The following is a 25,978-nucleotide window of genomic DNA, read 5'->3' as shown; positions in this document are numbered from 1 at the left end:
CTGTTTTTGATGTGTGAGATAAAATTTATATCGTCATTAAAAATGTTATAAGAAGTCATTTTTACCAAATGATAAAAGAAGCTTAAGAGGATTTTTTTAACTTGTAGCTCATGGAAGAATTCATAGCATATATCTTACAGTTCGGGAACTTAAACAAGCATCAAATTGACCTTGTCTTAAGTAAAGCCCAAGAATTACACCTACCAAAGGATAGTTATTTTTCAGAGACGGGGAAAGTTCCATCTAAGGCTGGTTTTGTCGTTAAAGGAGTGCTTAGAGGTTGTTATTACAATAATCAAGCAGAAGAAATCACCCGTTGCTTTATCAGTGAGAACAGTATAATATTTGATTATATCAATTTTCAGGGAAATTCTGTTTCTTCAGAATACATTCAAGCGTGTACAGATTGTAAACTAATAGTGTTTTCAAAAAAGGATTGGGAAGAGCTCTCTCAGATTATTGTCCAATGGGATGCCATGAAAAACAAAATGATACAACTTTGCATGCATCAAAAATCGAGGAAAGGACCGGTGGTCTCTCAAGACGGAACCACGCGTTATTTAGAGTTTTTGAAAAACTATCCCTTATTGGTCAATCGTATTCCTTTGATTTACATCGCGTCTTATTTAGGGGTGACCCAACAATCGCTAAGTAGAATAAGGAAAAATATTACTTAAAAGCACTAGTAATTATCATTTGGTAATTTTTATAGTTTTTTATTCACTAACCTTTGTCTTGTAATTGTAAAACAGAAAGACATGAATAAAGCATTCATTACAGGAGCTAACAAAGGCATAGGCTTTGCGACCGCCAAACAATTATTAGAAAAAGGGTACTATGTGTTTTTAGGAAGTCGGGATTTAAAAAAAGGTGTCAAAGCAGTGGAGAAGTTAAACCATCATGGGTTTACTAATGTAAAAGCAATACAATTGGATGTTACTGATAATGATTCTATAATGGCAGCTTTTAATGAGATAAACAAGAAAATTTCCGCGCTTGATATCCTTATTAATAATGCAGGTATCAATGGCGGGAGTCCTTATACCGTTTTAGAGGCCAGTCCAGAGCAATTTAAAAATACCTTTGACACCAATGTCTTTGGAGTTGCGAGCGTTACAAAGGTTTTTATTGAACTCTTAGGTAAATCAGATCAACCTAGAATTGTAAATGTAAGTAGTAGTGTTGGCTCGCTTACCTTACAAAGTGATCCCACTTGGCCAGCCTATGATTATGCTAAATATGGGGTGTATAGTGCCTCTAAAGCTGCATTGAATATGTATACAGTTAATCTAGCATATGAATTAAGAAATACGCCATTTAAGGTCAACGCTGTATGTCCTGGATATACTAGTACGGATTTTACGGATCGCAATGGTGGTGAGGTGGAGATAGCAGCACAACGTATTGTGAAATATGCCTTGATTAATCACAATGGTCCAACTGGTAAATTTTTCAGTGAGGAAACAAATCCTCAAACGGGAGAGGTGCCTTGGTGAGCGCACTACCCTAGTAGTGTAGTTTAGAGGATGTCAGCTTTTAATTATTCAAAAGAAATATCCCAATATTCACCGCAATATGATACATGACACAAAGTAGTAAGGAATCTGTTTTGTAATATAAATACCCAGCGAAAACACTGAATATAAAGCAGAACAACATGTAATCCAACTCACCATAATGAATAAACATAAATAATAAAGATGAAACTAAAACACCTACTCTCCAGTTATACGATTTAGTTATACGGCTTTGGAAAACACCTCTGAAAACCAATTCTTCTAAGACTGGAATTATAAGAAACATTTGCAGTAATCTAATTTTAGTCGTTCCAGCTGCAGTATTTGAACTATCATTAGTCAGGTAATGTAGTAGTAAATTAATGGCAATAAAAAAAAGTAGTAAGTACAGGTGATAAGGTTTAATATCACCCGCTTTTCTAAAAAACTGCCAAAGAAGCGAGGTAGACTTGGTGATGATAAGTACTGATAGTAGACCTGCGCTTAGACTAATGAGTTGAATTAAATCTTTGTGCCAAAATAGCGAAGGTTTAATAAAATATGAGAGAATCACAGTAAATGTGGCGCCTATTAGTAGTAAAACTATTGTAAGCAATAAAGCGTTAAATGTTACATTCTTCATGATCTCAGATTGGCATTTTGTCATAATTCTTTTGCTTGATCACTGCGTTTATAGAATTTCATCTTTAGTTAAGTAGTTATCAATCATTTCTCGGATTTCTTTACTATCAGGCCCAGGAGCATTCTGGTGTACGAGTTCCCCTTTTTTATTATACAGAAGGTACCTTGGAATGGTTTTGATTTTTAGTTGCTCGGTGAATTTAGACTGATCGTGATTTAATACTAAATAGCTGTGATCATGAGCATCAAGTTGCTCAATGGTAGAAGCGTTTTGCCATTCATCTTTATTCTTATCAATTGATAGGTAAATGAAAACCACATCCTCTCCCATGTATTGCTTATGTAATTCTCTCGAAGCTGGCATAGCCTTTCTACATGGGGCACACCAACTAGCCCAATAATCGACATACACGACCTTGTCTTTTAAATACCCCATTATAGTATCAAGACTGGTAACTTGATTCGTATTATTAATAAGGTTAACCCCATCGGCAGTGCCATACATTGCTTTTAAATTCAATAAATTGGTGGATTCAAAATAATCTTTGAAATCTGTTTCTCCATATTCATTATTGAATTTATTAAAATAGGCTGTGACCTCCTTAAGTGAATTCCCTTGAGAAATCATTTCTTCCAAACTCATTATCCTAGCATATTTTGATAATTTGTCTGAGAAGTAAACTGGGATAGAATCATATCTCTTGGTCAAATTAAAATGTGCCATTGATCTAGAATACTCTACATCATCCTTAAAGTAAACCTCTGCCATGGCCGTATTTAAGTAGCGCCAAGCATTTGGATAAAGTAATGTAGAATCTGAGATAAACAAATCTGAAATTAAAAGTTTCTGAATCTTAGGACTTCCACTATGTCTTGATAATGTGGATAAAGCAGTATGTAATTTGTTTCTAAATATTTCATTTAAAAGCAACCGCTCCTTATCGGAGAAATTATTTCTAATCCCCTCTTTAAACTTTTCAAACAACGACATGTAATTCTCCAATAATAAATGTAATGAGGTTGTATCTTTTTTAAACATTTCAAAATTTGGAAGTACTTGGTGGAGCTCAATTCTAGAATAGTCGTTATATAAGGGCATTAAATTGGAGTAATTATTGGTGATATATATTCCATATAAGGAGTCTATAACCTCTTTTAATTCATAGGAATCAACGATAGAATCAAAAGTTGAGATTTGTATTGGGTTAACTACATTACTTATCAACTCAGTCTCAAATCGATCCTCATGAACCGCTAACTTGATCGTGTCACTTGGATAAACAATTAAACTATCGGTTAAGATATTTTGATTTTCAAGAGTTATAATCTCTGGTTTTTCAAGGGGTATAGTTAAGGTGTCGCTTTTCGAATATGACACTGCGCGATTGGTAGGAGGATAGGTGAAATAAAAAGGTGTAACCACGGAAGTTGGAGTAGATTGCTGAGAGTCAATAATAACCGTAACAGTATTGGCTTTTTGGGCCTTAAGTGATTTTTGATCTTTTTCCCCTTTACAATTACAAAAAAGAAAAGTTATTAAAATAGCCGATAAAATGGAAGTGATTCTATTCATGGTGTGTATAGATTGGTGTTTTAAAAATTTAATAGGGGGCTGAATTTAGAACAAGTCCAACTCTTTTTATTCTATACGGTTCGTTAATTCCGTTATTTGATTTGAACTAAGTCATTTGTTGGTTATAGCAATTTTCTGGTTTAAAGGGTGACTATAACATGTGGATTATCATACAATTATGAGATTAAAGATACAAAAATATTATTAATTGTGTTTTGTTATGATTTTAATCTTTAAATAAAATAATTGAAAAAATAAAATCCTAGATCACCAAACTCTATTGCGAGAATGATTTTTTTAAGCATTTTAGGTAGGTAACCTAATGTTCGCTTAAAGGCCGTTGTGAAGTGTTGTGGATTGTTGTAACCTACCTCGTAAGCTGCTTCAGCAATGGTAAAACCATCCTCTCGTATAAGTGATATCGCTTTTTCCATTCGTAGCTTTGTTATGTATTTAAATATAGTGCTACCATAAACTAGCTTAAAATCCCTTTTTAGTTTGGATTCATTAAACCCAGCTATAACTGAAAGCTCGGCAATAGTTAGGTTCTTATTAAGGTTCTTTTTTATATGATAATCCACTTGCTGTAATGCATCCAAGTCTGATTTTAATAGAACGTTCTTAGCATCGGTTTGCTCTATTTCATCCGCCTTCACAAGGACATCAACCATTAGAGAGGTCACCTTAGATTGTAAGTAGGTTTTTTTCAGGTGCCCACATAAAGAACAGACCATTAATTCCTGTAAGGTCTTTTCCATTTCCGGCAGGATAGGAGTAGAGCGTTTCCAAAACGTATATGGCTCCCCCTTTTTAACTGCCATGTCCACCTTTTTAAGAACCTCTTTATAATCCTCACCTACTATTTTTTTAATCCTATCTAAGGTAAAATAAACTTGAAGCGTTCGATGTGGGTTTCCTTTAAATTCGAGTACTCCATTTAGACTTGGGAGATACAAAATATTGTATTGGGAATCTGAAATTTCTACTAAGGCATCCGTAGTCTGATGTGGAATATATTTAAAATCACCACTAAATTCAAAATGTAAAATAAAGACAGGGAAGTTGTTGTGGATTTCAAATTGGCACCCCTGGGGAGCGGTGATGTTGGTGTTGGTTAGAAAAAGGCCATCCAACTGGAGCTCCTTAATGATCCCGGATGCTTGTTTGTCATTTACCTCGATGTGATTCTCAATAATTTCATCGGTCAAAAAATCCCTCGAGTATTTTTTCTGGTAAATACTATTTTCGAATAGTTCACTTTTTATGATTGATTCCATGACTTCCTTTTGCGTATGTAAAACTTCCTTTTACGGCATTGAAACTTACAAGACTATATTAGATTTGCAAATCTAAAATAATTTATATTAAATCTAAATAAAAATTGAACTCAAACCTAAAAATAGGCAAACTTATTTTAATCACCTTGTTTTTGAATGTCCTATTTCTGCAGGCTCAGACTAACAAAGACAGTGCTGTCCATGGTGTAGTGACCACTTCTCAGGGTGAATCTTTAGCATTTGCTACCGTTATGGTAAAGGATACAAAATACGCTACCCTTACAAACGAAGAAGGCGAATTCGAGTTAGAGCTCCCTTACGGGACTCATACTATCACTGTTTCTTATATTGGATTTAGCGACACTTCGCATACGGTGGAAACATCTCCAAGTATCCAGAGGACAAAAGTAGATTATATTCTGAAAGAAAACGCAGAAAATTTAGATGAAGTTACTGTAAATGGAAAGAGTAAAGCAACTGCGATTGAAACTGAAGGTTTTGCAGTCAACGTGATAGAGACTAAGCAAGCAAGTCAGCGAAATATTCAGACCAACGAGTTGTTAAACACAACAGTAGGAGTTAAGATTCGTCAAAACGGAGGTTTAGGTTCTCAGGTTGAATATAGTTTGAATGGATTATCAGGAAGTGCCGTACGGATATTCATCGACGGAATTCCAATTTCTGTATACGGTTCATCCTTTAGTTTGAACAGTCTTCCGCCATCGATGATTAAGCGTATAGAGGTATACAAAGGGGTTGTTCCAGGTTATTTAGCGGACGATGCATTGGGAGGTGCTATTAATGTTGTTCTTCAGGAATCTGCTCGAAACTATTTAAATGCTTCTGTATCCTATGGATCATTCAATACCTTGCAGGCTAATGCAAATGGTTTGTATCGCTTTTCCAATTCAGGATTCACTGTAAAGGGATCTTTGTTTCATAACTATTCTGACAATGATTATGAAGTATCTGGAAGGAGTGTTGTGGTAACGGGTCTTGGTGGTAAACAAACTCCAATTACCGCGAAACGTTTTAACGATTCCTACAGGTCCACAGGTGGAACTGCACAAATTGGTTTCACGGATGTGAAATGGGCAGATCAATTTTTAGTCGGTGTTACCGCATCAGATGATTATAAAGAAATTCAACATGGTTCTTTTATGACCATTACCCCTTATAAGGGTAGGTTTATGGAATCAGAAGCCTTGCTTGGAAATATTACTTATCAAAAGTCAGACTTTTTAATTAAAGGATTATCGCTTAATGTTCACGGTATATATGGTAAGCGTAACCGGGTGGTAAACGATACCGTTCCATGGGCCTATAGCTGGAATGGAGAAAGAGCTATCGATTTTAAAGGGGATGAATTTAAATATTCTTGGGGTTCGCAACAAGAAGGTGGACCTACCTTGGCTAAAATTAAAAGAAATGTAGCCTCAGTTAGATCTGGATTGTCCTACACCATCAACGATCATCACAAGATACTATTAAACCATGCCTATAGTGGTATTGATAGGGAAGATAGTGATGAGCTAAGATCCGTTAGAGAGAATACATTTAAAGGGACCAGAGATTTGTACAAAAATATACTATCCGCCACTTATGAATTAAATGCCTTTCAAGGAAAATTCCGCGGTAGTGTATTTGGTAAATACTACCAACAAAAAACAGTCAATACAGATCCCTTTATCAATTCTCAAACCAATGAAATAGAAGATGAGGTTACCACTGCTAAGGTAAATGATCAGGGGTATGGTTTTGCTGTGTCTTATGCCATTCATCCCAAAATTACACTGCTTACCTCTGCTGAAAAAGCAATTCGTTTGCCAAACGAGTCCGAAGTTTTCGGTAATGATGGAGATAATGTGGTTGCAAACCCAAGTATAAGACCAGAGCTTAGCAATAACTATAATTTAGGTTTTCGCTTTGGATCCTTTAACATTCAAAAACATGAATTTACCATTTCTACCAACTTTTTCGCCAGAAATATAAAGGATAGAATTGGTCTACCTATTGAAACATCACTTAATGTAAATGATGAAACCATCCTCTATGAAAACCAAGGAGATGGAACATCTAAGGGAATAGAAGCCCAGTTGAACTATACTTACAGAAAGAACTTAGGTATTAATTTCAACTTAACTCGTTTCGATCTGACTATCGAAAATCGCGGTGCAGAAATAGATGTGCCCAACACTCCATTTTTCACCATGAATGCCGGGGCCAACTATACTTTTGAAAATCTACTTCAAAAAAATTCACTTTTAAACTTCTTTTACAGTGTTTACTATACGGATGAGTTTTCATATTTGGTGCCTCAGGGTAAAAATACCGTAGGAGATGAATTTTTTAAAGTACCCGAACAAGTTGTTCATGACTTTGGACTTAGTTACACATTCCCAAACAAAAATTTTGTGATGAGTTTTGATGTGAAAAATTTATTTGACAAACCGGTTTACGATAACCTGTCTGTTCAAAAGCCTGGGCGCGCATTTTATCTTAAATTAAATTATATAATCAATTCTATTTAACCAAATTAAATACATTCAACAATGAAAATAAACTTTTTGACCTATAGAACAATGGTGGCTACCATCCTAACGGTTGGTCTTATGACAGCATGTAGTAGTGACGATAGTCCAGGGGATTTAGATCCACAACCAGACCCAACAGATCCAGTAGAGGACTCTAGATGGATTACCATTGCAGCTGCAAAAATGGGAGAAAATCCGGGTGATGGAAACGGTGGAACTTTAATTTATTCCGTAAGTAGCGAAGATGCAAAGGACCCAACTGTTTCAATTGAGCCATTTGATAATGGTTTCATAGTGCCTTCAAACAGAACCGCACGTCTACAAGCTTCAGAAGATGGAAGTACAATTTTCAATATTAGTTATGCTGGGGATACTGGAGGGAACTATACCAAATACACTGTTGAAGGTGGACAAAACTTTGCGCCAACTGGATCACAGGTGAGTATTGCACAATATGTAGGATCTGCACCAAGATGGATTAAATTATTTGATGGTGATAAAACAGGTGCCGCTGTTTATGTTTCAACTGAACATCAATTTGATGATAACGGAACACCAGAAGATGCCACAGATGATACCTATCTTCGTACTGAGGCTACTATGGGTGTTGTGACTTTGGATTTACAAAATTCAACTATTGTAGAATATCAAGAGCAAAGTGTAGGGTTAAGCCCAGAAGAGGAAGCAGACGGATATTATATCTCTAGAATTGATATGCCTACTTTGAATGCTGCTGGCGATAAATTGTATATAGGGGCACGTCTTAGTAAGGTGGATCCTGCAACTGCAGAAAGTGATAGTGATGGTGAAATCTTAGGATCTAAAACGATCGTATTGGACTACCCTTCACTTTTAAACCCTACAGTTATAACATCTACAGTAGGTCATGGAAATACCAACGGATATCGTAGCATAAATTCCTTTGAGTTCGAAGGAAGCGTTTATCAAGCTAATCAAGGAGACCCTCAAGGTTCACATATTCTAAAAATAGGAGAAGACAACCAGTACGATGATTCTTATGTCTTTAACTTAGACCAAGCTTTAGGTGTTCAAGATGCGTACATCTTAGCTTGGAGACCAGCTGAAAACGGGAAAGCAGTACTTGCTTATCGTCATGCAGGATCTGCGGAAGGTGTAGCTGGAGAGCAAGGATTTTTTGCACTAGTTGATCTAAAAGCTAGAACGGCAGAACAAATCACTGAGATTCCTTACGATCCAAATTTTTACTTATTCCAATACCAAGGTTTTGCAGTTGATGGAACTGAAATATATCTAACTCAAGCTCCTGTTGGAGAAAACGGGAACATTTATGTTGTCGATACAGAGTCAGGTGAAGTAACTAAGGGTGCAGAACTAGTTAATGTATCGGGAAGTCATTTTATCGGAGCATTTTAAGCTCATTTAAAAAGTCATTAATTACAGTAATTCCGGGGAGTTCCCCCGGAATTCTTTCAATATTAGAACATACGCTTTAAAAACCTAAGAAATGAAAAAACAAACCATTAAGATCTTCTTTCTAAGTATGGTTACATCCTTAGCCTCACTAACGAGTATTGCTCAAAATAAGGGAGAAGAAAATCCATTTATGGATAGAGACTACTGGGCTGCAAAACCTAGTATAGAGGATATTGATGCGAAAATCGCTCAAGGACATTCTATCACTGAGTCCAACCGCGGTGGATATGATCCGACTTCTTTCGCCATTTTTGGTGGAAATTCTAAGGCCACGATTGCACATCTTTTAGCCCAAGGGAATGATGTAAACAAAAGAACGCATGATTCAAGAACTTATATCTTTTGGGCAGCCTCTAGAGGGCATTTAGACATCGTAGAGGTGTTACTTGAAAAAGGAGCTAAAACTGATCTAACTGATTCTCACGGCTATACGGTATCTCAATTTACCGCAGCTGCTGGGCAAGATAATACGGATGTGTATGAATTCCTTATCAAAAATGGATCCGACCTTATCAATGAAAAAGATCAAGATGGTCGCAGCGTCATTTTAATAGCGGCTCCTAGGGTTAAGAATTTAGATCTAATCGATTACTTTATCAGCAAAGGACTAGATATTAATGCTACAGATAACCGTGGTAATGGTATATTTGCCTATGCGGCTCAAGGAGGAAATATCGATGTGTTAAATGCACTTATTGATCGTGGTGTTTCAACAAAGGCTAACGCCAAGACTAAGGAAAATGCAATATTGTTTGCTAGTCGTGGAGGTAGAGGTAGTAGTAACTCATTAGAGGTATTTAAATATTTAGAAGAACTCGGTGTTAATCCTAATGTTACTTCCGACCAAGGTATTACTCCACTACACAATCTCTCTCGTTCTTCAAAAGATCTAAAGATCTATGATTACTTTATCGAAAAAGGAGTAGATCCTAATGCTGTTGATCACAATGGTAATACAGCCTTACTAAACGCTTGTTCTCGGAATAATTTGGAGATCATAAAATACCTAAGTGAAAAATCAGATGATATCAATCATTTAAACCAAGACGGTCATTCAGCTCTTAGTATAGCAGTTCAAAACAATAGCAGCGAAGTAGTTGCTTACCTTCTATCAAAGGGAGCAGATGCTAAACTCATAGATAAAAACGGCAATAGCCTAGTGTATTATCTACTAGATACTCGTGGATTACCTAAGGATTTTGAAACCAAGGTAGCGGCTTTAAAGGAAAAAGGTGTGGACTTTACAAAAGCTCAAGAAGACGAAAAAAACATTTGGCATTTAGCAGTTCAAAAAAATAATTTAGCGCTTTTACAGACCGTAAATGGTTTAGGTGCTGATATTAACGCTAAAGATAGTCAAGGAAACACACCTTTACACTATGCGGCTTTACAGACCGATAATGTGGAGGTTTTACAATACTTACTATCAGAGGGTGCGGATGTAAATCTAACTACTGAGTTTGGAGAAACTCCTTATGAATTAGCTAGTGCAAACGAGCTATTAGTAGCGAAGAATGCAGATTTGACTTTTCTAAAATAATTATAGAACACACAATATAGAACCATGAAACTTTTAGGTAAAATAGTAGCATTATTAGGGATATGCTTTATCACTCAGGCTCATTCTCCTCTTGCGATCGGGAATACTAGCAGTAGTATCAACACTCCACCTGTTACTTATAAATGTCTCATTCAAATGATGAACTACACTGGTGAGCGTGCCTATGTGGTGGTGTCACTTGTAGATCCCAATGGGGATTATGTGAAAACGCTTTATGTCCAAGGAGATGATAAAGAATGGTTTCCAGATCTAAAGAATTGGTGGAGTTTTAGTAATGGTTCCAGTGAAAGCATTGATGCCATCACAGGGGCTACTATAGGTAATGGTCAGCGCAATATTATTTCATTGTCTTTTGATCAGTCACAGGTCGATAGTGGGTATACCATACGTTTTGAATCGGCTGTAGAGAATCAAGAGTACTATGCTATTGATGCTGAGGTTGCCATTGAATCAGCAACCATTAGAAACACAGTAAATGGTAAAGGTTACATTCGCCATATTCGTATGATGCCAAATTAAACGCCCAATTATGACCCTTTCTATATGGCGATACAGCCACTTTATATTAGCCTTAATTTCGTCCTTGTTTCTGTTAGCAGTATCCATAACAGGGACGATTCTGGCTGTTGAACCCATATCGAATAAATTACATCCATACAGTGTTAAAGACGCTGGTGATCTTACATTGTCGCAGACACTGATTAATTTGAATTCGAGCTATGATGAAATTCTTTCAATTTCAAAGGATCGAAATGAGTTTGTCAGTGTCTCGGCTATTATTGACGGGCAAACCCAGCAGTTCTATGTAGATCCTTTTACAGGTGAGGCCTTAGGGCCTCTTATAGAAAAAGCGCCTATTTTTCAATTTAGCACCAATTTCCATCGATCTCTATTTTTAAAATCGACAGGCCGCTTTTTAATCGGTTTAGTTTCTTTTTTATTGCTTTTAATAGCTGTCTCTGGTATTGTGTTAATAGCCAAACGCCAAGGGGGAATTAAGCATTTCTTTTCTCCTGTGGTCCGTGAGAACTATTCTCAGTTTAACCATGTGGTGTATTCACGTTTTACCCTTATTCCGATTCTGATTTTATCTTTATCAGGGATATACTTATCACTACTGCGTTTTAACATTATTCCGGAGAAGCAACTAGTTCACCAGATTGATTATGATTCTTTATCTGAGGAGCCAAGATTGGCTTACGAAGATTTTGAACTTTTTAAAAACACACCTTTAAGTGAGCTTAAGGAGATAGAATATCCGTTTTCTGAATTTGTAGAGGATTATTACTTGATCCGACTTAAAGATAGGGAAGTGCTACTGAATCAGTACACAGGCGAAGTGCTTGCTCAGGATAAAAATCCTATGGTAAATACAATTTCTTCCTGGGCTACTGTATTACATACAGGGGAGGGTAGTATCATATGGAGTGTTATCTTGGGTCTTGGCAGTCTTGCCATTCCTTTTTTAATGGTGACTGGTTTTATTATTTATTTTAAACGCCCAAAGAGTAGTGTTAAAAATAAATACAAAAACAGTGAATCTGAATATATCATCTTAGTAGGAACAGAAGGTGGGACAACACTACAATACGCCCAAGAGTTTCATAAAAACCTACTTAAAGCTGGTAAACGAAGCTTTTTAGGTCAGATGAATCATTACAATAGCTTCGAAAAAATGAAGCACCTTGTCATAATCACTGCGACTTATGGTCAAGGGGAGGCTCCAATTAGCGCCAACAATTTTATAAAACTACTTAGAAGTCACCCTCAAAAGCAGTCTTTTTCTTTTTCAGTTGTTGGATTTGGATCGACCTCGTACCCTAAGTTTTGTGAATTTGCTTACCAGGCACATAATGCGCTGCGGGATCTTGAAACAGCGGAATCAACCGAGGAGGTGTTTACGGTGAATGACAAATCTTTTGAGGCATTTTCAAATTGGGCTTTTTCATGGGGATCTAAGCAAGGGGTGAACCTGCAGCTTGATAAGAGTGCTATTAATCTTCCGAAGAAACAAAGCACTGATTTTGTGGTGGTGGATCGATTAACTAAACAAGATACGTTTCTATTAACTTTAAAAAACACCAACGGTATTGAGACCGCATCAGGAGATTTATTGTCTATTACTCCAAAAGAGGATGGACGTGAGAGATTGTACTCTATCGGTGATCTTGGAGGGGGGACCTTAGCTATAAGTGTAAAAAGACATCCAAATGGGGTGTGTTCTAATTGGCTAGGGGATCTAAATCAAGGAGAGGTACTCTCTTGTGGGGTTGTAAAGAATCCACATTTTCGTTTACCTAAAAAGGCAAAGGAAACAGTGCTTATTGCAACTGGAACGGGAATCGGTCCTTTTTTGGGAATGATCCATTCTAATACCCCTAAAAATGCGCTGATTAAAAAGGGGAATCAAAATAGTAAACCCAAACAAAAACTTCGTCTTTATTGGGGTGGTAGAAATCCAGAGTCTCTAGAGCTATATGAATCTTTTATTGACAAGGCGATTAAAGATAAGAAGTTGGATCGTTTTACACCAGCGTACTCAAGGCTGGATTCAGAGAAGGTTTATGTGCAACACTTGATAAAAAAAGATGGTCAAGAAATAGCTCAAACCCTAAAATCAGGAGGCTGCGTTATGATTTGTGGATCTATTGCTATGCAGCGTGAAGTCACCAAAGAATTACAGGGTATTTGTAATTGTTATCTAAAGAAAGATTTAAGTCACTTCCAAAATCGCAAGCAGATAAAAATGGACTGTTATTAGTGTTGGTCCTAGGTATTTTCAATTCGCTATTTTTGTGCCTTTGGGTACCTTAACTAATTGCAGCAAGGATCCCCAGCAAAAAATACCTATCGCGAAACACCCCAATAGGTCAATGTATATGATCTGTTAGTGCATTAAACTTCAGTAAATTGATCAATGGGTGCATGGTTTAAACATCACATTTTTTTAAGTCGTCTCAGATGTAGCGTAGATTCGCTTTACCTAACTGGTTTATCAATTTTTAAAATTTCTAATTCACCTAGTTTCTTTGTCCACTTCGCGTCATCTATTAGAATTTGTTCATCTCCATCTAAAATTACATACCGCTCGTATTTGGCTGGATATAGACCAAGTAACTTCTGTTGGATATCCATGATATTTCCGAGCTTCATGCTTTTAGTACCGTAAATCCGGTACACTAAATTTTCATTTTCCAAGATGGAATGATTATTTACAATTTTACTGATGTGTTTTTTAATATTTTCAGGTAGAATATTGACATGATTATTAACGCTTACCGTTTTCCCAGGTGAAACTAGGATATTAATATATAGGGGTTGATCGTTACCACTTACATTATTTTGGCTGTAGGTGCTAATTGAAAATATCAGACTAAAGAGTAATAAAATTGTTGTTTTGGTCATTTTGATTTGTTTAGATGGGTTTGCATTTAATTACAGGTTATGATTGGCTTTATATAATGTAAATTTAGGAAACAATGCTTGAGTTATGCCCCACGTGATGGAGCCTAGTCACCCAAATATATAAGATTATATTTGGCACTAATTCATTATTGTTATCTCTTTTTAGTGAGATCTATTATCTGCTTTGACCTTAATAAAAACCAAATTCTAAGCTTCTTCAGAATTCTCCGAGCTTAGATTTTGTATGTATTTAGTGGGTACTTCACCAGTTCTGATTTTGAAAGAGCGAATAAAAGTGTGTACATCACGAAATCCACATTCATCTGCCAGGTAATTAATTTTAACTGTTCTGTATCTTTTGTTTTTTTCAATCTTTCCAATAATATAATTCATTCTGAGGTCTGTTATATATGCTTTAAAAGCTTTTCCTTTTTCTTACCGTTGACAGGGTTGCGGCCAACACCTTTTAAAATATCACTGAACAGGCTTATGGTGGTGGAATCAACGATTTTTAAATGCTTGACGGGCAAGGAAAACGGACTGCTGTCCGATAAAAATGAACGGTAAGTCCTAAACAAGCTATAGTAGATATTGGCAAAGACTTTGCTACTACGATTTTTGTTGGCATCGGACAAAGTGCTGCGTTTTGGAAAATGTTTAAGGTTCAAATGACCTATTCGCCCCTCGCAGGCCAATAATATAGTGGATAGCTCACGCAGGGAGCTAACACCGCTCAAAGTTGCGTAAAGCATCGTTACCAAATGATCGTATGTTTTAAAACGCTTGTAATACCTGTCGCTGTTGTGTTGGGATACTGTCCGGGTAATTATTGATGGGGAAAGCAATTTTAATAGTTGCTTAATGATGGGCTGTCAGCTAATGTTGTTACTTTTGTTCATAGTATTTAGTTTGTGGAAAAACCAAATTACTATAAAGCGGGAAATCCATCAAGGAAATCCCGCTTTTAAAAAGTTTTATCGGACACTACTGTTATTTAATGACGATAGTCAAATAGGTTGCTTCTGTCAATTAAATATTTTCGTTAACTTTGAAGAAATTGGGTAAATCAGTCTAATATGAAAAGGAAGTTAAGCTGTTTGGGCATTATAATGGTATTCTTATTGGATACCCCCATCCAGGCCCAAAGCTTTATTGAAGCTATTTTAAAAGAGCCCATTCAAAAAGCGATTACAGAAAGTGCCGAAGTTGATATACAGCAAATGCAAGCTGAAAACACACAATTTGATATGGAGATCATGAAGGGGAAAAGATTGCCCCAAATTTCAATTTCTGGCGGCTACGGATTTTTATATTCACAATTGAGCCCAAAGTTTCCCACCCAATATTTACCTATTAGCGGCACTCCTTTTTTAGAAGATCCCCTCGTCTCCAATTTTCAAACCCAGGTTTTTCTAGGCTCGCTATCGGCAAGGCAGCTTATTTTTGCGGGTAACCAAATTAATAATGGCATAAAGGCATTAAAAGAAAAAGAAAAAGCAGAACGTTTTTTAGCTGAAGCTGGTAAAGAAGAGATTGCTAAGGAAGTCATTACTACTTTTGACCAATTGATGCTCTTGAATGAGGTGGATAAATTAATTGAAGATTCTGAAAAGCGGCTCGAAACAGAACATAAAAAGGTTTTAAAAGCTATAGAAAATGGCCTAGCCATTCCTTATGACCGGGATAAAGTAAAATTAGCAATGCTGGAACTGAAAGAGAAACAGCTTGAAGCCGAAGGAAATAGAAATGTATTACTTGCCAAGCTTGGTTACCTTACTCGAATGACCAAACAAGAATTACAGTCTATTGCCTATGAGTTAAAAACCTTTATGATAAGCACGGCTTCCCTGGATGCAGAAAAGAGAGTAGAGTTAAAAGCCCTGGAAGCGGGAAAAAAAGCAAAGGAATTTGCTTATAAAAAAGAAAAGGGAAGTTTTTTCCCAAAAGTTTTTGCTTTTGGAAATTTGGCGTATTTAAATGCCTTCGACACCAGTATGGACTTTAAAGATGTACCCATTGCCGGCGATGTAACTTTAGAAGCAGAGCACATACGCATGGAGCCGGCAGCTTCGGTTGGCGTTGGTTTACAATGGGATTTGTTTAAGGGAGGTGAAAACAACAAGAACATAAAAAAGGCCGGGATCGAACTCGAGATAAGTAAAACCAAGCTAAAGGATACCCGTGAGAAATTTGAGCTGCTGTTATTTAAAAATCAATCTGATTTAAAAACAGCAGAGCAAAAGGTTTTAGTGGCAGACCAACGCGTTAAGATAGCCAAAAACAATTTACAGCTGGCTACCAAACAATACCGCGCCGGTTTAGTTGATTTAACAGAACGTCTGGAATCTGAAAATAATTACTACAAAGTAAATTTAAATTATTACAATCAAATTCTCAATCAAAGGGCAGCGACAATAGAACTTTTGCTGGCCACCGGGGAGTTGTTGGATAAAATTTATAGCAAAAATGAAAATTAAAAATAGTTTATTCTTAGCGATTCTGGTTGTTTTTGCCGCTTGCTCCGACAAAAAAATTGAGCCAGCCTTTATGGGGAAAATTGAGCGGACGCAAATATCAGTGGTTACCAAAGTGCCTGGTACTGTTGAAAAGATATTGGTCTCCAAAGGGGATCTTGTAAAAAAAGGTGACACTTTGGCTATTTTAGATATTCCCGAAGTCGATGCCAAAAAACAACAGGCCGAAGGTGCTTTTAAATCCGCAGAAGCGCAGTACCAAATGGCCCAAAAGGGAGCTACAAGTGCCCAATTGCGCCAATTACAAAACAAGGTAAACGGACTTAAGGAACAATTTGAATTTGCCCAAAAATCTAAGAACCGGTTAGAAAAGATGTTGCAGGACAGCCTCATACCCCAGCAGCAATTTGACGAGGTTTATGCTAAATACCAGGGAGCTAGAAATCAATACGAAGCTGCCAAAACCGAATTGGAAGAAGCTCGCACCGGTGGGCGTCTAGAACAGCAAACCATGGCCCTGGGACAGCAATTGCAGGCCTCGGGAGCAATCTCTGAAGTAGATGCCGCTGAGCGGGAAAAATATATGACCGCACCCCAGGATATGTCTGTAGAAACCATCAACCTGGAGATTGGGGAGCTTGCCCTGGCTGGCTATCCCGTGTTTAGCGGTTATGTAGATCAATCGGTCTATTTCAGGTTTACCATTGCCGAAAGTAAATTGGGAGAAATTAAACCGGGTAAAAAAGTAAAAATAAAAGTGCTTTATAAAGATACTGAACTTATTGATGGTGAAGTAGTCATGGTGAAGGCATTGAGTTCATACGCCAACATCGCCACTGCCTATCCCGATTTTGACATGCAACAAGCCTTGTTTGAAGTAGAGGTGCAACCCGCAAATCCCGCGGAGGTAAGAGGATTGATAACCAAAGCATCGGTTTCCCTGGAACTCGACAAATAGATTGAAGTGAAGAAATTTATACATTTAATAAATCGGGAATTCAGGCTGTTCTTTAGCAATAATGTCCTGCGATTACTGTTTATAGGCGCTCCCATTTTATACGGTGTGCTTATAGGTGCTGTTTATCAAAAAGGGAAAATCACAGATTTGCCCATAATTGTAGTCGATCAAGACCAGAGCCCAATGAGTGTTAAATTCATTGATATGCTCGAGGAGACCGAAAGTATTGAGGTAGCAGCAGTTTTACCCTCTCTTAATGATGCAGAAAATAAAGCTATAGATGAGGAAGCCACTGTTATTGTTAATCTCCCAAACGGATTTACTTCCGGAATCCAACAAAACAGGTTGCCCGAGATTACCATTTTTGTAGATGCTTCCAACACCCTTACTTCCAATACTGCTTTAATGGCGGTAAATGGGGTTGCAATGACGATGAAAGCGGGTATTCAAATAGAATCCCAATTGAAAAAAGGAGTCCCCGAATATATAGCCGCACAAAATTACGAACCTTTTAAAACCACCATCATAAAACAAAGTATCCGCAGTGGAAACTATCTATATTTTATGCTTCCTGGAGTCTTGCTAACGGTTTTTCAGCAGGTTTTACTCCTGGGGCTGGCTCTAACCTTTGCTGCCGAATATGAAAACGGAACCTTTAAAGAATTGGTGCGAAAAATGCCCAATCCATTTGGAATGTTGGCCGTTAAAATTATTCCCTATATGCTTATGTCTATAGGCATACTCCTACTCTATTATGGTTTTTCAAAATATTACAATATGATTATTGGTGGTGCTTTTTGGGCATTTTCATTAAGCACTTTTGTCTTTATTTTGGCCGTTTGTGGCATAGGGGTCCTGGTGAGCATTGTTTTACCCAATCAATTAAAAGCTACAGAAGTATTGATGGTCGTTGCTACGCCAAGCTTTATCCTTAGCGGATTTACCTGGCCTCTAAGCCAAATGCCAGCCTGGGTACAATTTATCGCCGAGTTAATTCCGCTAACGCATTATTTAAAAACCTTTCGATTACTGTATCTCAACCACGCCGAAATTTCACATATTTATGGGCCGGTGATCGCCATGGCTATTATAGCGCTAGTTTGTTTATCGCTATCAGCAGTTATTTTATATTTCAAAATTAGAAAGACAAAAATAGCTCTGGAAGAAAATGCTTTGTAAGCCAGGTTTAAGCCTTGCAAAATAAAAATCACCTATAGAAATATAGCTCTAAAAAGTTATTGATCTTACAAAAATAACGGGTTTATTTTTTAAAACCATTGATGTCCGGTAAAAATATAACTAATTAGCTTATTCTCTTTTATAGCAATGCCTAACCGGACGATAGTGGATCAAAAACAAAAAAACCGGAGCAAGTCCGGTTTTTATCTTTCGATTTTTTTAAGTGCAGCACCAATGCGTAATGACTGGCTGGGCACTATCTACCTGCAAATTAATGAAAATTTATCAACTTATATCTTTTTTTACTTAAGATAAGTCATTAAAAATGATTTTATTGCATAAAGCCTTTTGGCATATTGGAGGCTCACGCGGTAGCGTGAGAGTTTTGTAGATATGCTTCGGGGCTTTTTTTTATTTAGGCACACTTCCCTTTGCTTTAAATTTCCAATGCCTGTAGGGCATAAACCATAAATTTTCGAAATTTTCCTTTGTCCCAGTTGTTATGCCAATGTTGAAATTTGGATAAATATCCCTAATTCTTAAATTAATATGTTTATATACTTTGTTTTTGGCGAGCGTTCTTTTACCTCTCTTTCCCGTTTCAGGATTTCGATTATCACTTAATTTGTTTAAACGATAGTGATTACGTCGGTTTACTTAAAAATAAAAGGTTATTTATATTATCGACAAGAGGAGATAGCGGATACGGCCTAGGTGAAAAGAATGAAAATATGAACTATCAAACGAGTTATTTAAAATTTGTGTTTTCAATGATGGGAGTGAAGGATACAAATGTAATCTCATTGGACAATGAAGAATATGGTGGTGCTATTTTTGAACAATCCAAGCAGTTTATTTTTGAGAAGATCAAGTGTATGGAATAAGCTTACATGGTTCTATGAAACTTAAGAGGTTTTCCGTGAGCACTGTTAATCCTGTTTATCACTATAATCCACGACTATAGTGATAAACGGAACGGTTTTTTATATGGAAGGATGCACTTGAGGAGAGAATGTTATAGTACAGTATAAAAAATAGTTTTCGGGTAATGGATCCATGATGCTGTACTTATTTTTGTTCATCCTTTACGAGGTAAAATTTGTTTTCACCACAAAAGCTATTTCATTTCATAAGGTATTTGGCATTAGCTGAAACTTCCCCTAAACTCTAATGGGGACAGATTAGTCTTGGACTTAAAGAGTTTATTAAATGACTGAACATGTTCAAAACCTAATTCGAAAGCTATCTGGCTCACCGTAAGATTTGTTGTGGAAAGTTTTTCCTTGGCGAACTCAATGAGCTTTTCATGTATGTGCTGCCGGGTATTTAAACCAGTAAGGGATTTTAGCAAACTACTCAAATAGTTTGGAGAAACATGAAGCGCATCGGCAACGAATTGAACAGTGGGCAATCCTTCGTTGATGACATCATCATTTGCAAAATAATCATGTAAAATAACTTCCAATTGACTCAATATTTGATGGTTGGCCTTCTTTCTGGTAATGAACTGTCGGTTGTAAAACCGTTCGCAGTAGTTAAGGAGTAATTCAATTTGTGAGATGATGATATTTTGGCTGTAGGTATCTATATTGGAATTGATCTCTCGATTAATATTTTGAAATACAGTATTGATAATCTGTTGTTCTTCATTCGATAAAAAGAGTGCTTCGTTTATAGCATACAGAAAAAAATCATATGTTTTAATTTTAGTAGCCAACGAAGTATTCCAAATAAAGTCCTTGTGAATAAATAGAAGCCAGCCCTCTCGATTACTATTTGTTGTTTGATCCTCGACCACAATATTTAATACCTGATTAGGAGCTAGAAAAGACATAAGACCTTCGTCAAAATCATATTCCTGCTGACCGTATATCATTTTAACATCCAGATTTTTTTTTAGTGCTATTGAATAAAAGTCATGTAACCAATGAACATCATTGTGCTTAGGTAAATCGACAATTTGGGAGTAATCTATTAGACTGATTAATGGGTGTTTGGGTTTTTCCAAATTCCGTTGTCTATGATATTCGGAGATTGTCTTTAATTTTCTGAGTTCTTTAGCCATAATACAATTTTTGGACTAGCTATTGAGTTTCTAAATTTACCAATTTAATCAGATTCCAAGCAGTTCCTAGTGCCAATTTAGAAGAAGAAACATAATTTAAAATTAAATTTCGGGTTCGTAATTCCCTTGGTAGTGCCGGTTATCAGTACTTTTTCCTTTCATTTCTTAATCTATATTTCCTAGAATTAAGTTGGTTGGAATATCGTCTAAGGATTTACTTATAGCCCCCCAGTAGACCATGCACCACTTTGCATTAACAGTCCAAACCAATCCTCCAAATGCCAAGTGTGCGTAAGTTTTCCGTCTTTCAGATGATGAAACTCGTGAAGAGCGATGGCTACTTTGTTATTTGTTGAAGGAATGCCTAGTAACTCCTTATGATGTGTGAACTTTAATTCTGCTCTTACGGCTGCTTTTTCATGAGTTCCATATATTTCATGAATGACCACCTCTATATCAGGAAAAGCATCGATGAGTCTTCGCATTATTATTTGTAACCCGATTGGACCCCCTTGCTGATCTGGTGCTAATGGAATGTCCTTCCATTCAGGGGTGCAAACCTCATTAAGTAATTCAGGTTTATTTCTTTTCCAAGCGCTGTAGAAAACCTCTAATGTGTTAAGTTCTTCTTGGGTCAATCCTTTGACCATATTAGTATTTCTTTTTTGCATTTCGATATTTTTTAATATTATAAGTTAGCACCGCCAGAAACCTCAATCCGTTGAGCATTTATCCACTTGGCATCATCAGTACATAAAAATGCCACAACGCTTCCTATGTCGTCTGGCAATCCTACACGTCCCAATGCTGTTTGTGAAGCTAAAAGGGAATTCATTTCTTTATTATCCCTTACTACACCACCCATTATATCGGTTTCGATGGCTCCAGGAGCAACGATATTTGACCTAATCCCTTTCTTGCCTAATTCTTGGGCTTGATATTTGGTGAGTGTTTCCATAGCAGCCTTCATGGCTGCATAGGTAGCGAATCCAGGAGTAGTAAAACGCGCAAGGCCAGTAGAGATATTGACAATGCCGCCTTGATCATTCAAAAGAGACTGATTAAGTAGTTTTTGAGTAAGGAAAAAAGGGCCTTTAAAGTGAACATTAAGCAGCTCCTCAAACTGTTCTAGTGTTGCCTGGGTGTAATTGGCGTAATGGATGAATCCCCCATTATTTATTAAGTAATCTATTTTTTCTGTTCCAAGAGTTTGAGTTAAAGAATCGGAAAGGGATTCAATAAAAGAATCAAGTCCATTGAAATCTGTTAGGTCAAGAGGGATAGCAAACCCTTTTTGTCCATATTTCTCGATTTCATTAATGACTGATTCCGCAGCTTCTTTGTTGGAATGGTATGTGATCACTACATCCAAACCTTTTTTGGATAGACTGATAGCCATATCTCTTCCTAGACCACGGCTTCCACCGGTGACCAATGCAATTTTGTTGTTTGACATTTTCTTTTTTGTATTAAAAATTCAATACAAATATCCTGGGATAACTCGTGAGGGATTTATCTAAAACAATGATTGATTTAGCCAAAACAGGTTTTCTTGAATATATGTGGGGAGGAGTCGTTAGATATTCGAATCACTAGTAAAATAAACCATATCAAAAGCATTGATAATCAGCGCTATTTGTATACAGAATTAAGTGAGTATATTGTAAGGGTTTAAATAAAGTCGTAAGCTGAAAACATAATTATAAAAAGTGTGAAAAATAATCCAACTTCTCAATTCTTAAGGGAAATGAGTACAGTAAAGGAATTATATTTTTTTAAGATGTTTGTTATTAATGTTTTATGTGAATTATTATATTTGATAATAAGCTGGTTTCAACGCAATTTTAATTTTAATGGTTAATAAAATGCCTTCGTATTATGTGTTATTCGGTGAGTCAAACTAAGTCTGTTCAAACATTGGAGCATCATTATGATGTAGAAAATATATTGGGTAGTGTAAAGCCAGAAAAGGATCTAAGATACTACCATGCCAACGGCTTTTCGCACCCCTTAATGTGGATCCTACCTCAAGAACAAAGAAATAGTATCATACCCTCTCTTTGGGGTATAATGCCAAGTAATAAATTAGGTGCTGGGCATGTTGAGTACTATAAGAATGCCGTCCGGTTTGGCGGAGGATTGAACGCACAGTCTGAAAAACTTTTTCATCACTTCATTTATAAATTCAGTGCCATGGGTAGACGGTGCATTGTTCCAGTCACTGGTTTTTTTGAACCCCATACGGCGCCTAAAAAGTTTAAGGTTCCATTTTATTTTGATAGGCAGGATCAAAACCCTATCAGCCTCGCTGGAATTTACAATGTTACAAAGGATGGTTATAATACCTTTACGATACTCACAAAACCTGCAACACCTCTGTTTGCAAAAATCCATAATACCAAACTAAGACGACCAGTTATTTTAAATGATTCTGATATTGACGTTTGGTTGGATGGCTCCTTGAGTGTAAGTACTATTAAAGAGGTTATTAAGGACGACATGCCAGATGAACTTTTAAGAGCCTACCCTGTGAGTAAGGATGTTTATAATCCTAAAGCGCACTCTGATCATAAGGATATTGTTTTGCCAGTGGAATATGCAGAGGTTGCAATTGATTATTAGAAGTTTTTAAAATTAGCAAAGGGGATGACTGCTTTCCTCCCATCCACTAAAGATGAATGGGTTTCCGCAGTATGGTTATGAAATCCAGTCAATCGTACTGTCGGATCTTAGCACCCCTGTGAAATTGCCAGAACTGGCAAAAAGGCTTGGGATGAGTGAGACAAAGATGAAAGCACTATTTAAGCAAATATTCGGAGATAGCTTTTGGTTGATAAGTAATTCGGGTAAAAATGATTTCAGTAATTCTATATGGGTCTCCAAGGATTCTTATTTTGAAGACAAAAGTCGAAATAATATTTTAATATAAACACAACTTTTGTGATTGATCCTTAAATAATCCTAAGGCATAGAAAAAACTGTTCCAATTTGTAATTGAAACAGTTTTAAATCGTTTAGGAGATCAGCACAATTAAATCAGAGTGAATTCCCCAAAAATGCTAATCCTTATTTAATAAAATTTATACATTTACATATAATAAGCGAAAGCACCTACTACAGCACCTATAGACATCCCAACAATAAAAACGTACATTTTTAAATTCGAAGTTCTATTTTTCTCTTTATTTTCCATTTTTATATTTTTCATTTCAAATTTTATTCAAACCATCCTTCTATACCTTCAATAGCGGCCGATGCTCCATAACCGATAGCAGCGCCAACTGCTATGCCTCCTAAAAAATAGCCTGCTACTGCCAATCCAGAAGCAATTATGATACCTCCGTTAGTTTCCTCTAAATTCTTTGGACTTAGTTCGATAATTCCTGAGTCAATGTACAAGTTTTTCATATGCTTATAAAAATATATTTAGTTAAAATTTCATTATATATTAATCTCCATAATATGCTGCCACACCAATGCCTGCGCCAATTGCAATTCCTGCGGCGGCAGCGGCTACATAATGGGAAGCGATGACAACCCCGAAAATGGTAATTGCAACGAAGCCTCCGTTATTTTCTGTTTTTTCTGCTTTGCTAATTTCATTAACACCATAATTTGATAAGTTAAAATTTGTCATGATTTTAAAATTTAAGTGATTATATTTTGTTTATAAAACATATCTATGCGCTTAGATTGGTTTTGATAATGCTAATATACTGTCAGACACTGCACAAACCATGCACGATAGAATTTTTTTGAGAAAAATAGCTGCCTGCAAAAATCTGGGTTACTTCGCTATTACTTATTATAGTAATAGATATATTGACTTCCAGTTTAAAGTCACCTTCATAATAGTATGTTTTTCGACTACGGCTATATGAGATAGTGCACATTGCACGTCACACTTTTGGTAATATTTCTGGTGATAGAATTCCTATTCAAATGTTACAGAAGCTATATCGTCATTCTTCGGTAACTACCACTATAAATTATCAAGCTAATTTTATGAAAAAGGAAGCTGATACGGCTTTGGATAAAGTGATTAATTTTTTAGTGCTTTTTATTTTTTATGGGATTAAAAATCAAATTATATTGGGATTGAATATCTTCAATTTCTTTTTCTGTAAGCATTGAAAATTCTTTCCCTTTTGCCCGTTTAGAAAATTTTCCATTGTTTTGCTCCAAAAAGCGTACTAATAATGATACCATATCATCAGGCATTTCATATGTATTATCAATATAATACTTGAACTCTTCGTATTTGATCAAATAATCAACTTCTTGAGGAATAATATTTTCAATGGTATCCTTGACACAACCATATAAAAACTCCGCATGTGCAGTTGCATCAAAATAACGGTAGTAATCAATAGTTTCACCGATAACTTCAACACTGTGATCAGCAGTCTCCTTCCATTCAATAAAATCCAATAAAGGGATGGAATAACGCTCTAGTACTTTGTGATAGTCTCCGATATGGTCAAGAATAGAGGCGGAAACAGGGAAAATAATTCCTTGCTGCGAAAAACTTTTTTTTGCTAATATATGATGAACCAAATAACGATGAATACGTCCATTTCCATCTACAAAAGGGTGGATGTTTACAAAACCAAATGCAATAATGGTTGCAGCAAGTACAGCATCTATCTCATCGTCTAAAAGCTTACGATTGGTTTCCAACAATCCCGTTATCAGTATCGGAATATCTTCATGTTTTGCGGAAATGTGGTCTGGAATGGGAGAAAAAGTATCCTGATCTCTTTCACCAATAAAACCTCCTTTTTTACGATAGCCCATGTCAATAAAACGGGGGTTTTCTATAACGAGTTGCTGTAGACGTTCAAATTCCTCATGGCTTAAGTCTTTCATGCCTGCTTGTCCTATGGCTTGTCCCCAACGCGCAGTGCGTTTGCTTTTTGGACTTTCCCCTTCAATGGTAAAAGAAGCCTTGGAATCTTTTAATAATAAAAAGGAAGCAGCTCTTTGTAAAATACTTTTTCGTATACCCTTTAGATAGATTTTGTTTCTGGCGGATAAATTTTCCTGAATATGATGCTCCAATATAGTTGTTTTACGAACCAGTGGGCAGAAGTCAACGGTTCCGGGTAAATTGTTATTGACCATTTGACGGGGTGACCGTATTCCTTTTACACCATATTGTAATTGGGTGTTGATTACGTCAACATAGCTTTTTTTACTAATGCTGGAAATACCCGTAAGTTCCGATCCGAGTAACCATTCTATTAAAAACCAAATTCTTCTTGAATATTGACCTGTAGGCTCAATACTGACCAATTGAATCAGCTCCTCTTCACTATAATGTTTTACTGGATACTTCGGTTCGATTTGCGCCACGCAT

24 protein-coding genes and 1 pseudogene are annotated in these 25,978 nt (G+C 36.4%); 14 read left to right on the top strand and 11 right to left on the bottom strand.

Features of this window, described 5'->3' with window-relative positions; translation table 11 throughout:
• The first annotated feature begins 110 nt into the window (after positions 1–110).
• Positions 111–677 carry a Crp/Fnr family transcriptional regulator gene (locus I215_RS11860; protein ID WP_008992212.1) on the top strand — a complete coding sequence of 189 codons (567 nt, stop codon included), beginning with the start codon at positions 111–113 and terminating at the stop codon, positions 675–677.
• 81 nt (positions 678–758) lie between these two features.
• Positions 759–1,496 (top strand): SDR family oxidoreductase, encoded by a 738-nt coding sequence (locus tag I215_RS11855; protein ID WP_008992211.1) that lies wholly within the window; start codon positions 759–761, stop codon positions 1,494–1,496.
• Between the two features lie 40 nt (positions 1,497–1,536).
• Here I215_RS11855 and I215_RS11850 read toward each other — a convergent pair whose 3' ends face one another.
• The 3 genes from I215_RS11850 to I215_RS11840 all read right to left on the bottom strand — a co-directional run bounded on the left by I215_RS11850 (position 1,537) and on the right by I215_RS11840 (position 4,988).
• A complete protein-coding gene (locus tag I215_RS11850) occupies positions 1,537–2,139 on the bottom strand; it encodes a CPBP family intramembrane glutamic endopeptidase (protein WP_008992210.1) in 603 nt (200 codons plus the stop codon).
• 48 nt (positions 2,140–2,187) lie between these two features.
• Positions 2,188–3,711, bottom strand: coding sequence for a TlpA family protein disulfide reductase (locus tag I215_RS15745; protein WP_008992209.1), 1,524 nt, complete (start codon positions 3,709–3,711; stop codon positions 2,188–2,190).
• A gap of 233 nt (positions 3,712–3,944) precedes the next feature.
• Positions 3,945–4,988 carry a helix-turn-helix domain-containing protein gene (locus tag I215_RS11840; protein WP_008992208.1) on the bottom strand — a complete coding sequence of 348 codons (1,044 nt, stop codon included), beginning with the start codon at positions 4,986–4,988 and terminating at the stop codon, positions 3,945–3,947.
• 104 nt (positions 4,989–5,092) lie between these two features.
• Here I215_RS11840 and I215_RS11835 point away from each other — a divergent pair, with 104 nt between their 5' ends.
• From I215_RS11835 to I215_RS11815, 5 genes are all read left to right on the top strand, one after another.
• Positions 5,093–7,519 (top strand): TonB-dependent receptor, encoded by a 2,427-nt coding sequence (locus I215_RS11835; protein ID WP_008992207.1) that lies wholly within the window; start codon positions 5,093–5,095, stop codon positions 7,517–7,519.
• Between the two features lie 21 nt (positions 7,520–7,540).
• Entirely contained in the window at positions 7,541–8,917 is a 1,377-nt protein-coding gene (locus I215_RS11830) for a hypothetical protein (RefSeq protein WP_008992206.1), read from the top strand.
• A 91-nt stretch (positions 8,918–9,008) separates the two neighbouring features.
• Positions 9,009–10,517, top strand: a complete 1,509-nt coding sequence (locus I215_RS11825; RefSeq protein WP_008992205.1) for an ankyrin repeat domain-containing protein — start codon at positions 9,009–9,011, stop codon at positions 10,515–10,517.
• 24 nt (positions 10,518–10,541) lie between these two features.
• Positions 10,542–11,057, top strand: a complete 516-nt coding sequence (locus I215_RS11820; protein ID WP_008992204.1) for a DUF2271 domain-containing protein — start codon at positions 10,542–10,544, stop codon at positions 11,055–11,057.
• Between the two features lie 10 nt (positions 11,058–11,067).
• Positions 11,068–13,299 (top strand): PepSY domain-containing protein, encoded by a 2,232-nt coding sequence (locus I215_RS11815; RefSeq protein WP_040460332.1) that lies wholly within the window; start codon positions 11,068–11,070, stop codon positions 13,297–13,299.
• Positions 13,300–13,517: 218 nt separating this feature from the next.
• Here I215_RS11815 and I215_RS11810 read toward each other — a convergent pair whose 3' ends face one another.
• Positions 13,518–13,943, bottom strand: a complete 426-nt coding sequence (locus I215_RS11810) for a hypothetical protein (RefSeq protein ID WP_008992202.1) — start codon at positions 13,941–13,943, stop codon at positions 13,518–13,520.
• A gap of 404 nt (positions 13,944–14,347) precedes the next feature.
• Entirely contained in the window at positions 14,348–14,806 is a 459-nt protein-coding gene (locus I215_RS11800) for a DUF4372 domain-containing protein (protein ID WP_262486293.1), read from the bottom strand.
• Between the two features lie 213 nt (positions 14,807–15,019).
• Here I215_RS11800 and I215_RS11795 point away from each other — a divergent pair, with 213 nt between their 5' ends.
• The 4 genes from I215_RS11795 to I215_RS16510 all read left to right on the top strand — a co-directional run bounded on the left by I215_RS11795 (position 15,020) and on the right by I215_RS16510 (position 19,438).
• Positions 15,020–16,420 carry a TolC family protein gene (locus I215_RS11795; RefSeq protein ID WP_040460331.1) on the top strand — a complete coding sequence of 467 codons (1,401 nt, stop codon included), beginning with the start codon at positions 15,020–15,022 and terminating at the stop codon, positions 16,418–16,420.
• Positions 16,410–17,375 (top strand): HlyD family secretion protein, encoded by a 966-nt coding sequence (locus I215_RS11790; protein WP_008992197.1) that lies wholly within the window; start codon positions 16,410–16,412, stop codon positions 17,373–17,375. The genes I215_RS11795 and I215_RS11790 overlap by 11 nt, the downstream gene beginning before the upstream one ends.
• Before the next feature lie 6 nt (positions 17,376–17,381).
• Positions 17,382–18,554 (top strand): ABC transporter permease, encoded by a 1,173-nt coding sequence (locus I215_RS11785; RefSeq protein ID WP_040460330.1) that lies wholly within the window; start codon positions 17,382–17,384, stop codon positions 18,552–18,554.
• Positions 18,555–19,111: 557 nt separating this feature from the next.
• Entirely contained in the window at positions 19,112–19,438 is a 327-nt protein-coding gene (locus tag I215_RS16510; RefSeq protein WP_083852503.1) for an NAD(P)H-dependent oxidoreductase, read from the top strand.
• A 260-nt stretch (positions 19,439–19,698) separates the two neighbouring features.
• On the opposite strand, the gene I215_RS11775 is transcribed toward I215_RS16510, so the two are convergent.
• The 3 genes from I215_RS11775 to I215_RS11765 all read right to left on the bottom strand — a co-directional run bounded on the left by I215_RS11775 (position 19,699) and on the right by I215_RS11765 (position 22,075).
• Positions 19,699–20,619 (bottom strand): helix-turn-helix domain-containing protein, encoded by a 921-nt coding sequence (locus I215_RS11775; RefSeq protein WP_008992195.1) that lies wholly within the window; start codon positions 20,617–20,619, stop codon positions 19,699–19,701.
• A 218-nt stretch (positions 20,620–20,837) separates the two neighbouring features.
• Positions 20,838–21,290: an ester cyclase gene (locus I215_RS11770; RefSeq protein WP_008992194.1), complete on the bottom strand. Its 453-nt coding sequence runs from the start codon at positions 21,288–21,290 to the stop codon at positions 20,838–20,840.
• A gap of 17 nt (positions 21,291–21,307) precedes the next feature.
• The gene (locus I215_RS11765; RefSeq protein WP_008992193.1) at positions 21,308–22,075 is read right to left on the bottom strand and encodes an SDR family NAD(P)-dependent oxidoreductase; all 768 of its coding nucleotides are present in this window, start codon (positions 22,073–22,075) and stop codon (positions 21,308–21,310) included.
• Positions 22,076–22,497: 422 nt separating this feature from the next.
• On the opposite strand from I215_RS11765, the gene I215_RS11760 reads away from it, so the two are divergent.
• Positions 22,498–23,241 carry an SOS response-associated peptidase gene (locus I215_RS11760; RefSeq protein WP_008992192.1) on the top strand — a complete coding sequence of 248 codons (744 nt, stop codon included), beginning with the start codon at positions 22,498–22,500 and terminating at the stop codon, positions 23,239–23,241.
• Between the two features lie 52 nt (positions 23,242–23,293).
• Complete coding sequence (locus I215_RS11755; protein WP_008992191.1) at positions 23,294–23,548, top strand: AraC family transcriptional regulator; 255 nt, start codon at positions 23,294–23,296, stop codon at positions 23,546–23,548.
• Positions 23,549–23,835: 287 nt separating this feature from the next.
• Here I215_RS11755 and I215_RS11750 read toward each other — a convergent pair whose 3' ends face one another.
• Positions 23,836–24,027 carry a hypothetical protein gene (locus I215_RS11750; protein ID WP_008992190.1) on the bottom strand — a complete coding sequence of 64 codons (192 nt, stop codon included), beginning with the start codon at positions 24,025–24,027 and terminating at the stop codon, positions 23,836–23,838.
• A 40-nt stretch (positions 24,028–24,067) separates the two neighbouring features.
• Complete coding sequence (locus I215_RS11745) at positions 24,068–24,256, bottom strand: hypothetical protein (RefSeq protein ID WP_008992189.1); 189 nt, start codon at positions 24,254–24,256, stop codon at positions 24,068–24,070.
• Between the two features lie 248 nt (positions 24,257–24,504).
• Between I215_RS11745 and I215_RS16505 the strand changes: the two are divergent.
• Positions 24,505–24,669: pseudogene (locus tag I215_RS16505) on the top strand (site-specific integrase); the annotation flags it as partial.
• Here the strand turns inward: I215_RS16505 and I215_RS11740 are convergent.
• Positions 24,670–25,978, bottom strand: a 1,309-nt coding sequence (locus I215_RS11740; protein ID WP_008992187.1) for a Fic family protein, incomplete at its 5' end; no start/stop codon positions are given.

It is taken from the genome of Galbibacter marinus (genome assembly GCF_000300875.1).
Classification (GTDB): domain Bacteria; phylum Bacteroidota; class Bacteroidia; order Flavobacteriales; family Flavobacteriaceae; genus Galbibacter; species Galbibacter marinus.
This window is presented reverse-complemented; position numbering and strand designations above follow the sequence as displayed.